The 12812-nt window shown below is 30.4% G+C and carries 16 protein-coding genes; 7 read left to right on the forward strand and 9 right to left on the reverse strand.

The window, feature by feature from the left end:
- Positions 1–67 precede the first annotated feature (67 nt).
- Positions 68–1045, reverse strand: coding sequence for a ribonucleotide-diphosphate reductase subunit beta (locus KQS_RS12000; RefSeq protein WP_014389444.1), 978 nt, complete (start codon positions 1043–1045; stop codon positions 68–70).
- 268 nt (positions 1046–1313) lie between these two features.
- A complete protein-coding gene (locus tag KQS_RS12005; RefSeq protein ID WP_014389445.1) occupies positions 1314–1880 on the reverse strand; it encodes a DUF3109 family protein in 567 nt (188 codons plus the stop codon).
- A 123-nt stretch (positions 1881–2003) separates the two neighbouring features.
- Between KQS_RS12005 and KQS_RS12010 the strand changes: the two genes are divergently transcribed.
- From KQS_RS12010 to KQS_RS12020, 3 genes are read left to right on the forward strand one after another with little or no spacing between them, the layout of a single operon-like run.
- Positions 2004–2576 carry a MarC family protein gene (locus KQS_RS12010; protein WP_014389446.1) on the forward strand — a complete coding sequence of 191 codons (573 nt, stop codon included), beginning with the start codon at positions 2004–2006 and terminating at the stop codon, positions 2574–2576.
- A 12-nt stretch (positions 2577–2588) separates the two neighbouring features.
- Entirely contained in the window at positions 2589–2783 is a 195-nt protein-coding gene (locus KQS_RS12015; RefSeq protein ID WP_014389447.1) for a hypothetical protein, read from the forward strand.
- A gap of 2 nt (positions 2784–2785) precedes the next feature.
- Entirely contained in the window at positions 2786–3397 is a 612-nt protein-coding gene (locus KQS_RS12020; RefSeq protein WP_014389448.1) for an FAD-dependent oxidoreductase, read from the forward strand.
- On the opposite strand, the gene KQS_RS12025 is transcribed toward KQS_RS12020, so the two are convergent.
- The 5 genes from KQS_RS12025 to fbp form a co-directional block, all read right to left on the reverse strand.
- Positions 3398–4090: a hypothetical protein gene (locus KQS_RS12025; protein WP_014389449.1), complete on the reverse strand. Its 693-nt coding sequence runs from the start codon at positions 4088–4090 to the stop codon at positions 3398–3400.
- A 78-nt stretch (positions 4091–4168) separates the two neighbouring features.
- The gene (locus KQS_RS12030) at positions 4169–5764 is read right to left on the reverse strand and encodes a S41 family peptidase (RefSeq protein WP_014389450.1); all 1596 of its coding nucleotides are present in this window, start codon (positions 5762–5764) and stop codon (positions 4169–4171) included.
- Positions 5757–6188 (reverse strand): deoxycytidylate deaminase, encoded by a 432-nt coding sequence (locus tag KQS_RS12035; protein ID WP_014389451.1) that lies wholly within the window; start codon positions 6186–6188, stop codon positions 5757–5759. The genes KQS_RS12030 and KQS_RS12035 overlap by 8 nt, the downstream gene beginning before the upstream one ends.
- 1 nt (position 6189) lies before the next feature.
- Positions 6190–6786, reverse strand: a complete 597-nt coding sequence (locus KQS_RS12040; RefSeq protein ID WP_041252105.1) for a HupE/UreJ family protein — start codon at positions 6784–6786, stop codon at positions 6190–6192.
- Positions 6787–6858: 72 nt separating this feature from the next.
- Positions 6859–7866 carry a class 1 fructose-bisphosphatase gene (gene fbp / locus KQS_RS12045; RefSeq protein WP_014389453.1) on the reverse strand — a complete coding sequence of 336 codons (1008 nt, stop codon included), beginning with the start codon at positions 7864–7866 and terminating at the stop codon, positions 6859–6861.
- A 240-nt stretch (positions 7867–8106) separates the two neighbouring features.
- Here fbp and KQS_RS12050 point away from each other — a divergent pair, with 240 nt between their 5' ends.
- Both KQS_RS12050 and KQS_RS12055 read left to right on the forward strand, forming a co-directional pair.
- Positions 8107–8583, forward strand: coding sequence for a GNAT family N-acetyltransferase (locus KQS_RS12050; protein ID WP_014389454.1), 477 nt, complete (start codon positions 8107–8109; stop codon positions 8581–8583).
- A 19-nt stretch (positions 8584–8602) separates the two neighbouring features.
- Positions 8603–9865, forward strand: a complete 1263-nt coding sequence (locus tag KQS_RS12055; RefSeq protein ID WP_014389455.1) for an aspartate kinase — start codon at positions 8603–8605, stop codon at positions 9863–9865.
- A gap of 25 nt (positions 9866–9890) precedes the next feature.
- On the opposite strand, the gene KQS_RS12060 is transcribed toward KQS_RS12055, so the two are convergent.
- Entirely contained in the window at positions 9891–10316 is a 426-nt protein-coding gene (locus KQS_RS12060) for a hypothetical protein (protein WP_157868426.1), read from the reverse strand.
- Between the two features lie 249 nt (positions 10317–10565).
- On the reverse strand, positions 10566–11138 hold the full coding sequence (locus KQS_RS12070) for a hypothetical protein (protein ID WP_014389458.1): 573 nt from the start codon (positions 11136–11138) through the stop codon (positions 10566–10568).
- A 214-nt stretch (positions 11139–11352) separates the two neighbouring features.
- Between KQS_RS12070 and KQS_RS12075 the strand changes: the two genes are divergently transcribed.
- The gene (locus KQS_RS12075) at positions 11353–11682 is read left to right on the forward strand and encodes a helix-turn-helix domain-containing protein (RefSeq protein ID WP_014389459.1); all 330 of its coding nucleotides are present in this window, start codon (positions 11353–11355) and stop codon (positions 11680–11682) included.
- Between the two features lie 304 nt (positions 11683–11986).
- On the forward strand, positions 11987–12811 hold the full coding sequence (locus KQS_RS12080; RefSeq protein WP_014389460.1) for a UDP-2,3-diacylglucosamine diphosphatase: 825 nt from the start codon (positions 11987–11989) through the stop codon (positions 12809–12811).
- Position 12812 lies beyond the last annotated feature (1 nt).

Below are 12812 nucleotides of genomic sequence, written 5' to 3' on the forward strand. Positions count from 1 at the left end.
TTTTATAATGGGGTTAGTTGTTTTCTTATTTGTTTTTTTTAGATTTTTGGGTGTTGTTTCGATTTAATTAAAAATCAGCGTCAAAACTAAATTTATCTTCACCAGCATCGTTGTTTACTACACCCGCTTTTTGGTATTCTCCTACTCTTTTTTCAAAGAAATTAGTTTTACCTTCCAATGAAATCATATCCATAAAATCAAAAGGATTAGTTACGTTGTATACTTTTTTACAACCTAATTCCACCAGTAATCTATCGGTAACAAACTCTAAATACTGCGTCATTAATTTAGCGTTCATACCAATTAAACTAACCGGTAAACTTTCGGTAATGAATTCACGTTCAATATCTAAAGCGTTAGTAATAATTTCTGTAATTCTATCTTTAGAAACTTTATTTACTAGGTGATTATTGTGTAAATGAACAGCAAAATCACAGTGCATACCTTCATCACGAGAAATCAATTCATTCGAAAACGTCAATCCTGGCATTAATCCTCTTTTTTTCAACCAATAAATCGAACAAAAAGCCCCTGAGAAAAAAATTCCTTCTACAGCTGCAAAGGCAATTAAACGTTCTGCAAAACTTGGTGAGTCAATCCATTTTAAAGCCCAATCCGCTTTTTTGGCAATTGCCGGAAAATTTTCAATCGCTTTAAATAATATATTTTTCTCCTTTTCGTCTTTTACATAGGTGTCAATTAAAAGAGAATAGGTTTCAGAGTGAATATTTTCCATCATTAACTGAAATCCATAGAAAAACTTAGCCTCAGAATACTGTACTTCACTAACAAAGTTTTCAGCTAAATTTTCATTTACAATTCCGTCAGATGCAGCAAAAAACGCTAAAATATGTTTAATAAAATAACGTTCATCATCGTTTAATTTGGTACTCCAATCTGTAATATCTTGATGCAAATCAATTTCTTCTGCGGTCCAAAAACAAGCTTCTTGTTTTTTGTATAAATCCCAAATATCATGGTGTTGAATAGGGAAGATTACAAATCGATCTTTGTTTTCAGCTAAAATTGGTTCTACTACAGACATAATTGTTTGATTTTAATTTGATTAAAAAATTATTTCAATTGTGATTTTGGGGTTTACAAAGTTTGTTAAATCAAATGGAAAATAAAAGTCAAACTTATTCACAATTAGACGAAGTTTTTAACAAAGCTAAATTTTACCTCAATAGAAAATATCAAATTTATCTTATTGTATATCAATATTTTACAAATTTAACATTTGAAAATAAAAAACGCTCAAACCATTGAAAAACCAACTAATTTGAGCGTTTTTAAATTGTTATTTTTGATTTTTACTTTTTCATTTCTTCAGCCACTTTCTCTAATTCTTGATACCATTGTTCGCCAAATTTTCGAATTAAAGCTTCTTTCACAAATTTATAAATAGGCACTTGTAATTCTTTACCTAAGGCACAAGCATCAGAACAGATGTGCCATTTATGATAATTAACTGCGGCAAAGTCTGTATATTCTTTAACACGTATTGGATACAAATGACACGAAACTGGTTTTTTCCAATCTACAATCCCTTCGTTATAGGCTTGTTCAATCCCACAAAGTGCCGTTTGACCATCAAAAATTACATAAGCACAGTCTTTACCCTCTATTAAAGTGGTTTCATATTCCCCATCTGTACCAATCACAAATGCACCTTGTTCTTCAATGGCCTGAATGCCTTCTGGACGTAAAAAAGGCTTCACTTTTGGGTAAATATCAACTAAAATTTGCGTTTCTTCTTGCGTCAAAGGTGCACCAGCATCGCCGTCAACACAACATGCGCCTTTACAAGCGGAAAGATTACAAACAAATTCATTTTCTAGAATTTCTTCTGAAATTATGGTTTTATTTAGCTGAAACATATATAAGGAATTAAGGGTACAAAGGTAGTTTGATTTTTGAGAATTCAAAGAAAAGTAAAATGTTATCATTTATTTAAGACTAAAAAATACTTGATTCTATTATATTTGCAGAAAAAAACAGATATGTTTGATTGGAAAGAGATTTTTACCATTAGTATGATTTTATTTGCTGTAATTGATATTGTAGGAAGCATACCTATTATTGTTGATTTACGCAGCAAAATGGGCCATATTCAATCGGAAAAAGCAACCTTAGTAGCTGCAATTATTATGATTGCTTTTTTGTTTGTAGGTGAAGAAATCTTAAAATTAATTGGAATTGACGCGAATTCGTTTGCTGTTGCTGGTTCGTTTGTCTTGTTTTTTTTAGCCTTAGAAATGATTTTAGGCATTCGTTTATACAAAGAAGACAACCCATCGACTGCTTCAATAGTACCAATAGCTTTCCCTTTGATTGCAGGTGCTGGAACGATGACAACCATCTTATCTTTACGAGCGGCTTATGACAAAGCAAATATAATAATTGCCATACTGATTAACGTAGTTGTGGTTTACGGGGTTTTAAAATCTTCAGGAAAAATTGAACGCTTACTAGGCACCAATGGTTTAGGTGTGATACGCAAAGTTTTTGGTGTTATTTTATTAGCCATCGCTGTAAAATTATTTGCAGCCAATGTTAAAGGATTATTTATTTAAAGAATATATATAATGAAAATTTTCTCTTATGTAGTTATTGCTTTAGCTTTAATTACAGTTATTTTTAATGTTACGCGAATTAATTTTAGTAATCCACTACAGGGTGAAAGCACGGTTGCTTTGATTGGAATTGTAGCTTCATTTTGTGCAATTGTTATTGTTGTTTTATATCAATTAGCCAAAAAAGTAGACGAAAATACTAAATAATGATGTTTGATGTAGTAATAATTGGCGGAGGTGTATCGGGAATGTCAGCCGCTTTACTTTTTGGTTCGGCGCAACACAAACCTTTTATGGCCGATAAAAAAATCGGAATTATTGTGCATCAAAAGACTTCCTCTTTACAGACTGCAGTTTTTAATAATGCTTACGGCATTCCAGCTGGAAAATTAGGCAGTGAACTTTTAGAGGAAAGTAAAACGCAATTAGCTTCGTTATACCCACACATTCAGCAAATTGAAAACGAAAAAGTACTTGAAATTACAGGTGAGAAAGACAATTTTACGGTACGCACCAACAAAAACCATTATTTAACAAAAAATGTTATTGTCGGAATAGGCGCTGGAAATCCGTTCACCATAGCAGGATTAGACGAATTTGTGATGCCTCATCAAAAAGCTGCACCTGAGAAAAATCGTTTACAATTAAAAAACGAAGATTATGTGGTAAAACCAGGAATTTATGTTGTTGGCACTTTAGCTGGACTTAGAAGTCAATTGGTTATTGCTGCGGGAAGCGGTGCCGCTGTTGCCACAGATATCATGACACTTTGGAACGACAATAAACCAGTACAAGTACACGATGCTTTACCCAAAGAATAATTAGTTGTTTTTTTCCAAGAACTCTTTTGCTTTTTCTTGTAAAAATTCTAGCATTGAAATTACGTTTTCATTATTAGCTAATTGTTGTGCACGTTCATCATAAGTACAAAACAATAAAAAATCATTCAGTTTCTTTTCTTCAATTGCTAATGTTTTTATTAAAAAATCTGGTTTAAAATTATAATTAACAAAACTTAAAAAAGACACAGGTGATGGTTTTATTCTAACTTCTTTCTCTTTTTTGAACAGTTTCCCCACTAATTTAAAAACGGCTATAAAATCTACTCCGTTTTGTATAGAACCGTCGGGAATGGTAAATTTTCTCTCTTGATATTGGCGTTCTACTTTAATGTTTGGAATTATTTTTTTATTAGAAATTACCACCTCTTCAATTTGCCGTTCCTCTTTAATCAATTTTATTTCAATGTACTTCTTTTGCAACAACATAGAATCTACAACAACCGGATGAAAAACATACCCTTTTTTAAAAAAAGCTAAATTATTATTTTCTCCCATTAAAATTTCAAATTCACCTTTTGAGTTGGTGTAGGTTACTGTCTTTAATTGTTTATTAATAACTTCAACATCAGAAAGCGGCAACGAATCAATTAATACTTTACCTTTTAAAGATGTTTGTTGAGAAAATCCTATCCAACAAAAAAAAGAAAAAAAGAGGGGTAATTTTACAATCATGTAGCTGTGTTTAGTTTACATTCAAAAGTAACACTAAACCCAATTGTAAAAAGTTAAGAAAAAGCGAATTGATGTCAATTATTTCTTAATATTCTTATCTTTTTCTAAAACTTTCTTAATCATTTTATCATTTGGCAAAGTAATTTGATAATACAATTGATCATTAAAAATTTGTCTTGAAAATTCCGCATATAGATACGTCAGAACTTTTTCTTTTTGATGAACTAAACTAATCAACAAACCATTGTTAATTATGTATTGTCTAAATTGATTAAAATACTTTTCATTGGAAAATATTTCTTTTTTCAATTTATCTTGAGTCAGTGAATTAAAAAATTTCCTGTTCTCATCTAACTTTTCAAACACATAATAATTCATTAAATCAGACTGCAATAAAAGTGTAATACCTTCTTCTGAATGAATATCTTCTAATGGTACAAAAATATCGGGAATGATTCCACCACCACCATATACAATTCGACCTTTTTTGGTTTTAAACTTTAAACTATCGGCTACTTTAATGCTATCTGCTTTATACAATTCACCACTATTAAAACGTTTTTCGAAATCATTAAAATAGTTTTCGCCTTTATCTAAATACGGTTTTTGAATACTTCTTCCAGATGGTGTAAAATAGCGTGCAACTGTTAATCGAACGGCTGAACCATCATCGAGTTTCATCTCTTTTTGAACCAATCCTTTTCCAAAAGAACGTCTACCATAAATTAAACCTCTATCGTTATCTTGAATGGCACCTGCAAAAATCTCACTGGCTGAAGCACTACTTTCATCTAGTAAAACAGCAATTTTTCCAGATTCAAAAATACCTCTATTTGTTGCATAAGAATTTTCAATGGCTCCTTTTTTATTTTTTGTCTTTACAATTAATTCTCCTTTTTTCAAAAATTCATCGGCCATTGCCACCGCCATTTCTAAATAGCCCCCACCATTTCCTCTTAAATCAACAATAACCTCATTCATTCCTTGCTTTTTTAAAGTCACAAGGGCTTTATGAAACTCTTTATAGGTTGTTTCTGCAAAACGATTTATTTTGATATAGCCCGTATTCGCATCAATCATGGTCGCAACATCTACACTATTTACAGGTATTAAATCGCGAGTAACTACAACAGAAAGTTTTCGATTTTCAGATTTTCTATAAACTACTAAATTGACTTTAGAACCTAACTCGCCTTTTAAAATTTTGAAGAGTTTTTCGTTCTTCACTTTTTTACCAAATAATTGTTGTTTATTGGCAAATAGGATTCGGTCACCCGCTTTAATTCCGGCTTTTTCAGATGGCCCATTTTTAACAGGTTTAATTACCGTTAATGAATCTTTATACATGTAAAAATTAACTCCAATCCCAACAAAATTACCTTCCATACTTTCATTAACCTGAGCTAATTCTTCTTTTGGAATATAAACCGAATGCGGATCTAATTTTTCAAGTATACCATTAACCGTTAAATTAACAATTGAGTCCGTATTTACTTCATCAACATATTCTTTATTGATTAAATCTAATAAACGATTGATTTTATTTTTACCCGAATTAACGTTTGAATCCGGTTGATTTAATGTATTCATCTTATACCCCAATAGCATTCCAATTGCAAAAATGGTTGCAATAACAATTGGAATAAAAACGGAATATTTATTTGATTTATTCATCTAAATTTGAAATATGAGCCACTTCAACTCCTGCTTTTTTTAGAAAATCAACTCCTGAACAATCTTTATATTCTTCTAAATACACCACACGTTTGATCCCCGATTGATGTATTAATTTACTACAATCTTTACAAGGCGACAATGTAATATAAAGCGTTGCATCTTCACAAGACTGTGTTGATCGTGCTACTTTTGAAATAGCATTGGCCTCAGCATGCAATACATACCATTTTGTTAAGTTGTCTTCGTCCTCACAACAATTTTCAAAACCACTAGGTGTTCCATTATATCCATCAGATATAATCATTCGGTCTTTAACGATAATGGCACCCACTTGTTTACGTTTACAGTAAGACAATTTACCCCATTCACGAGCAATTTTTAAATAGGCTTTGTCGTATCTTGATTTTTTTTCTGCTTTCATATTAATTTCTATTCCAAATTTCACTTTCTATGATCATGGGCAAAACTACACCAATAATAAACGAGGACAGTACTAAAGCCCAATCTCTTTTTGAAAATCGAAATACGGTTTGAGCCAGATATGCTAAAATTAACACAACTAAAACCACTATTATTTGAGCTGCTTCAATCCCCAAGGCAAACTCCAACAACGGAACTAATTTATCGTTAGCATTACCAGCCATTACCGCCTTAAAATAATTAGAAAATCCTAATCCATGAATGATCCCGAAAAATAGAGTGACCACCGCCACAAAAGTGATGCTTTCTTTTTTACCATTTTTTCCTGCTGTAAACAAATGAAATAAAGCTGTAATTAAAATCGTAATGGGAATTAAAAATTCCACCAAACTTTCCTTAATATAAACAATACCAAAAACAGATAATATTAAGGCCAAAGTATGCCCAAAAGTAAACAAACTCACTAAAACCAGTACTCTTGTCCAATCCTTAAACGCATAAGGAATCATCAAAGCAATTAAAAACAAAACATGGTCGTAAGCATTAATATCTAAGACATGCTTTAACCCCATGTTGAAGTAAATTAAGAATTCATTCATAGCAATTTGGTAATAAAACCCAAACTTACAGTTTTTTGAGGAAATAAAAAAGCGGCTTTACACCGCTTTAACTTATTTATATTTTTCCATGAATTCTTCTGCCTTTTCTACCATATCTTTTACACCACAAAAGAAAGGTACTCGCTGATGCAATTCAGTCGGTTGAATTTCCATAATTCTTCCGTACCCATCCGAAGCTTTTCCACCAGCTTGCTCTGCTAAGAATGCCATTGGATTGCACTCATACAACAAACGTAATTTTCCTTTTGGTGCTTTAGAACTGGTAGGATAAATATAAATCCCACCTTTAATCATGTTACGATGAAAATCAGAAACCAAACTTCCAATATAACGTGAAGTGTAGGGTCTATCACCTTCTTCGGCTTGACAATATTTTATATAATCTTTTACCCCTTGTGGAAAGTGAATGTAATTCCCTTCATTTACTGAATATATATTCCCTTTTGATGGAAATTGCATATTAGGATGCGACAAATAAAAGGTTCCAATTGCAGGATTTAAGGTAAATCCATTTACTCCGTGACCTGTAGTATAAACCAACATAGTAGAAGTACCATAAATTACATACCCGGCAGCTACTTGATTAACTCCTGGTTGCAAGAAATCTTCAGAAGTCACTGGAGTTCCTACAGGTGTAACTCTTCTGAATACAGAAAAAATAGTTCCTACTGAAACATTCACATCTATATTAGAGGAACCATCTAATGGATCCATAAGTACCACATATTTATTATTGTGACTGTTATCACTTCCAGCTACCGTAATAAAATCATCATTTTCTTCCGAGGCAATACCACAAACAATTTCTCTGTTTATAAGCGTTTGAATAAAAACTTCATTGGCATATACATCCAATTTTTGTTGGTCTTCCCCTTGAATATTTTGATCTCCTGCTGCACCAACAATATCTACTAATCCGGCTTTGTTCACTTTGTAGTTTACAACTTTAGCAGCTAAACGAATTGAGTTAATTATTCGAGACAGCTCTCCAGTAGAATATTGAAAAGCAGTTTGGTTTTCGATGATAAACTCACCTAAGGTTTTATTTCTTTCTTCCATTACGAAATCGATTGAGTTGTATTGTACTGCAAACTTACATAAATTTAAATGAATTTCTAAATCGGTTTTATTATTTATACATAATCCATCAAAATAGATTTTTCATCTCATTTTTAAAAGAAAATTCACTTATTTTGTTATATTCTAAAATATATTTTTGGAAGCCATTTTGAATCTGTATTTTTGTTCAGTTCATAACTTTTTTTTAAATAAAATGAGCAATTTTAATTTTTTGTTACAATGTTAAAAATAAGAATTGGGGTACCTGAAGACATGACTGCTGTGTTGCGTTTAATCAATGAACTCGCGGTATTTGAAAAAGAACCCGATGCAGTTGTAGTTACTGTTGAAGATTTACTTAGAGACGGATTTGGCGAAAATCCTCTTTTTCATACTTTTATTGCTGAAGAAAACGGGGAAATCATTGGCATGGCACTTTATTATTATCGCTATTCTACCTGGAAAGGCAAGACCATTCATTTAGAAGATTTAATTGTAAAAGAAAGTAAACGCGGAACAGGTGCAGGTTTAGCGTTATACAAAGCCATTATTCAACAAGGTAAAAAAGATGGGGTACGACGCATAGAATGGAATGTGCTGGATTGGAATACTAATGCGATTCGATTTTATGAGAAAAGTGGCGCGAAAGTTCTAGAAGATTGGCGTGTAGTACAAATGAGCGAACAAGAAATTGATAATTTTTTAAGCAAAGTCTAACTATTATATAAACACACAAATGAAACTATTCAAATTCGGTGGAGCTTCGGTGAAAGATGCTGCCGGAGTAAAAAATGTAAAGTCCGTATTAGAAACCGTAGGTTATGAAGATGTTCTAGTTGTTATTTCTGCTATGGGTAAAACAACTAACGCCTTGGAAATTGTAATTAAAAATTATTTTGAAAAATCAAAAGAATTAAAATCATCCATCCAAGACATCAAAAAATACCATATTGAGATTTTATTGGATTTATATGGAGATGAAAAAAATCCGAATTTTACCTCTGCTTACGATGCTATAAACAATCATTTTGAAGATTTAGAATACTTCTTAAAAACAAACAAATCGCCAAACTACAATTTTGTGTACGATCAAATTGTAAGTTTTGGAGAAGTCATCTCTACTACTATAGTGAGTCATTATTTTAATCAAGAAGGTCTAAACAATAGCTGGTTGGACGTTCGAAATTACATTAAGACAGACCAAACCTACAGAGACGCCAATGTGGATTGGGAGGCTACACAAAAAAACATTTCAAAACTAGGAAAGAAAAAAACATTATACATAACACAAGGATTCTTAGGCGCTGATGAAAACAATTTTACCACAACATTAGGAAGAGAAGGTTCTGATTATACTGCTGCTATTATTGCTTACTGCCTTGGAGCAGAAAATGTTACAATTTGGAAAGATGTCCCTGGTGTATTAAATGCAGATCCACGTTATTTTGAGAACGCAATTCTTCTAAACCAAATTTCATACAGAGAAGCCATAGAATTAGCCTTCTACGGAGCAAGTGTTATACACCCAAAAACTTTACAACCACTACAAAAGAAAGAAATACCACTTTTTGTAAAATCTTTTATAAATCCTACTTTACCAGGAACAAAAGTTAGCAAAGGTGCCGACTTAGAACCTAAAACTTCTTGCTTTATTGTGAAGAAAAACCAGATATTAATTTCACTTTCTTCGATTGATTTCTCGTTTATTATGGAAGAAAATATCAGTGAAATTTTTGCACTATTCCATCAATATAAAATCAAAGTAAGTTTAATTCAAAATACGGCCATTAGTTTTTCGGTATGTGTGGAAGATAAATTCAACAAGTTTAATGAATTAAAAGCAGTACTTTCTAAAAAATTCAAAGTAGCTTATAACGAAAATGTTTCCTTGTACACGATAAGGCATTTTGACCAAGTGGCAGCGGAAATGGTAGAGAAAAATAAAAAAGTGCTGGTAAAGCAAATCAGTCGAGAAACACTTCAAATAGTGACAGAGTAACAAAAGCCGCTAATGCGGCTTTTGTTTAGTCTTTTTTGACTGTTATGGTTATTTCTTCTTCAAATTTGTATTCTCCTTTTTGATAAATTTCTTTGTTAGGCAATACAATTTCATAAGTATAAATGCCTTTTGGAAGTTCAAAAACACATTCTTTTCCGTCATAAGGTATGACCAATTCTTTAGTAATTGCAACATCATCTTCATCTTTTCCTGTAAGCTTTACAGTTATTTTTTCCTGTAACTTATTTTTTACACAAACTGTTGCTACAAGTTTATTGTCTACAGTTTTAGTAGATGAGTCTGTACGTACTGTTTTAAAAATTGACAATCCTGTTACTAATAATTCTCCTCCTCTAATAACTGTCTGTATAGTTGATTGAGAGTAAGAAAAATTAAATAAGATAGTAAAAACTACAATTAATTTAATATTTTTCAAAATATGGTAATACAAAAAATATAGATGAAATCACAGCAAATAGTAAAATTGGTAGTAAATATTTTATTAATTCTTTCCTTGTAACAACATCTTTAGAGTATAACCTATAAACATAAACTATTACAATTGAAATATAAATTAAATTAAAAATAAAAAAAATATTTTTAAAATAATTATTAATCATTAAATTTAAAGTGAATAACACAAATGAAATTCCACACAATACTTTTAATTTAGATGTTGCCATAAATATTTATTCAATTATTATTTCCCTCCAGATAAGCATTTTTTATATGCTCTATAAGCCTGAATATCTGCAATTACATTTCCAGCAGCAACAGCAGCCATGCAACCAGGTGATAATGGACCAAGTGCCAAACATCCATACCCAGCTACTACTGCAACCGATCCATTATATGCTATTTGTAAATTATAATCTGTTAAACAATCGTTTTGAGCTAATTTTGCTGTTCCATTATTAATTTCAAGAATTTCTTGAGTAAAATACTCTTTTAATTCTTCTTCTGAATATTTATCAAAACTATATTTAAGATTTAACCTTTTGTATAAATCAGCTTGATTTAAAAGAAAAGCATTAAATCCTTTCTCATCTGTTTGAAATAAAGTGTAAAAAGATAGCAATTCTTTTTCATCGATTTTTTCATCAACTAACAAACTCTGTAAAGAATTAAAATCTGTTGTTTTACTTATAAAGTCATTATGATTTTTTAAATAAGTAACAAAATCGATATCTTCATTTAATTTTGTTAATTCCTGTGCATTAACCGACACACTAAATAGCATAATAGCTAAAAAACCAAATAATAATTTTTTCATGATAATTTTGTAAATTTAATAATTAATAAATAATTGGCAATTATTTCTCGAGAAAATTGCATTGCAAATTTGATGTAGAATAAAACTATTTCCTAAAACTAAATTTATAATCTCAATAAGAAAAGTTATATTTTTCAAAATAAAACTTTTAATTTAGCGTTATACTAAACAAGTTGCAAAACTTATTTTTTCAAAAAATCTTTAAAACTCACATATGATCACTGCCATTAAATTAAAAAAACTAAGAGAATTAAAAAAACTTACACAAGAAGAACTTGCTTTTAAAATTGGAGTAAGCCAAGTTACTGTTGGAAATTGGGAACAAGGTAGTAGTATAAAACATGAACATCTAAAAAAAATTGCTGAAGTATTTGAAATGCCAGTAGATTATTTATTAGAAGAAAAGAGCATTACTATTTCTCCTAGTATTGAAAATTCTACCAATAATTATGTTGCTTTTGAAATAGTAGTAAAAACTCCAAATGAAGTAATTAAAAATTTAATTTCAAAAATTGATAAATTAATTGAAGTTTTAGACAAGTAATTATTTTTCAAAAATAATATCACTAAAAAATAAACAATTACGGCAAATCCGTAAAAAATGTTAAAAAAATAACTCTTAAATTTTTACAATAAAACTTACTTTTAAATTTTATGCAAATCCAGATTTATAAAAATAGAAACAAAAAAATTATTTGAATAAAATAGCTTTAAATTACAAGCGACTAAATTGTCAAAAGCTTATGTAACATTAAATTAATACATAAGCTTTTTTTATTTCAATCTATTAATATAAAAACACTACACACTTAACATTCAGTCGTTTACTTTGCAAGAAACATTTCAAAATGGCAAGAAACGTTGATATTGTTGTTATTTCCGATGTGCATTTGGGTACTTATGGTTGTCAAGCAAAAGAATTACTGAATTACTTAAAATCAGTTCAGCCTAAACAATTAATCATTAATGGTGATTTTATTGATATTTGGCAATTTAAAAAAAGTTATTTTCCAAAAAGTCATTTAAAAATTATAAAAAAAATTATTGATTTTTCTAATAAAGGCACTGAAGTAACCTATATTATTGGAAATCATGACGAATTTTTAAGACGTTTTGCTAATGTCTCTTTTGGCAATATTGAATTAACAAATAAAAAAGTATTAACTATTGACAATAAAAAGGCTTGGATTTTTCATGGTGATGTGTTTGATGCCTCTGTTCAACATTCCAAATGGATTGCTAAGCTTGGAGGTTGGGGTTATGACATGCTAATTAGACTCAATGTTTTATCGAATTGGATTTTGGTTAAACTGGGAAGAGAAAAATATTCTTTTTCTAAAAAAATAAAAAACAATGTAAAGAAAGCCGTTAAATTCATAGGTGATTTTGAAAAAACGGCTTCTGAATTAGCCATCGAAAATCAATTTGATTTTGTGATTTGTGGACACATTCATCAGCCCCAAATTAAAGCAATTGAAACTAAAAATGGCCAATGTGTTTATTTAAACAGTGGCGATTGGATCGAAAACTTAACCGCATTGGAATACCATCAATCCGAATGGACATTATTTACTTATGACAAAAAAATGTTCCCCGAAAAAGATGCAATCGAATTAGATGCTTTTGAACAGCAAACTATTGAAATGTTAATTAACGATGTAATCAATTTTTAAA

The organism is Flavobacterium indicum GPTSA100-9 = DSM 17447 (assembly GCF_000455605.1).
In the GTDB taxonomy this organism is placed as follows: Bacteria; Bacteroidota; Bacteroidia; order Flavobacteriales; family Flavobacteriaceae; genus Flavobacterium; species Flavobacterium indicum.

Bases quoted from the DNA above. Each gene is read 5' to 3' on its own strand.
- KQS_RS12005 (WP_014389445.1), bottom strand. From the start codon at position 1,880: ATGTTTCAGCTAAATAAAACCATAATTTCAGAAGAAATTCTAGAAAAT.
- KQS_RS12010 (WP_014389446.1), top strand. From the start codon at position 2,004: ATGTTTGATTGGAAAGAGATTTTTACCATTAGTATGATTTTATTTGCT.
- KQS_RS12015 (WP_014389447.1), top strand. From the start codon at position 2,589: ATGAAAATTTTCTCTTATGTAGTTATTGCTTTAGCTTTAATTACAGTT.
- KQS_RS12080 (WP_014389460.1), top strand. From the start codon at position 11,987: ATGGCAAGAAACGTTGATATTGTTGTTATTTCCGATGTGCATTTGGGT.
- KQS_RS12070 (WP_014389458.1), bottom strand. From the start codon at position 11,138: ATGAAAAAATTATTATTTGGTTTTTTAGCTATTATGCTATTTAGTGTG.
- fbp (WP_014389453.1), bottom strand. From the start codon at position 7,866: ATGGAAGAAAGAAATAAAACCTTAGGTGAGTTTATCATCGAAAACCAA.
- KQS_RS12055 (WP_014389455.1), top strand. From the start codon at position 8,603: ATGAAACTATTCAAATTCGGTGGAGCTTCGGTGAAAGATGCTGCCGGA.
- KQS_RS12075 (WP_014389459.1), top strand. From the start codon at position 11,353: ATGATCACTGCCATTAAATTAAAAAAACTAAGAGAATTAAAAAAACTT.
- KQS_RS12020 (WP_014389448.1), top strand. From the start codon at position 2,786: ATGTTTGATGTAGTAATAATTGGCGGAGGTGTATCGGGAATGTCAGCC.
- KQS_RS12030 (WP_014389450.1), bottom strand. From the start codon at position 5,764: ATGAATAAATCAAATAAATATTCCGTTTTTATTCCAATTGTTATTGCA.
- KQS_RS12025 (WP_014389449.1), bottom strand. From the start codon at position 4,090: ATGATTGTAAAATTACCCCTCTTTTTTTCTTTTTTTTGTTGGATAGGA.
- KQS_RS12040 (WP_041252105.1), bottom strand. From the start codon at position 6,786: ATGAATGAATTCTTAATTTACTTCAACATGGGGTTAAAGCATGTCTTA.
- KQS_RS12035 (WP_014389451.1), bottom strand. From the start codon at position 6,188: ATGAAAGCAGAAAAAAAATCAAGATACGACAAAGCCTATTTAAAAATT.
- KQS_RS12000 (WP_014389444.1), bottom strand. From the start codon at position 1,045: ATGTCTGTAGTAGAACCAATTTTAGCTGAAAACAAAGATCGATTTGTA.
- KQS_RS12050 (WP_014389454.1), top strand. From the start codon at position 8,107: ATGTTAAAAATAAGAATTGGGGTACCTGAAGACATGACTGCTGTGTTG.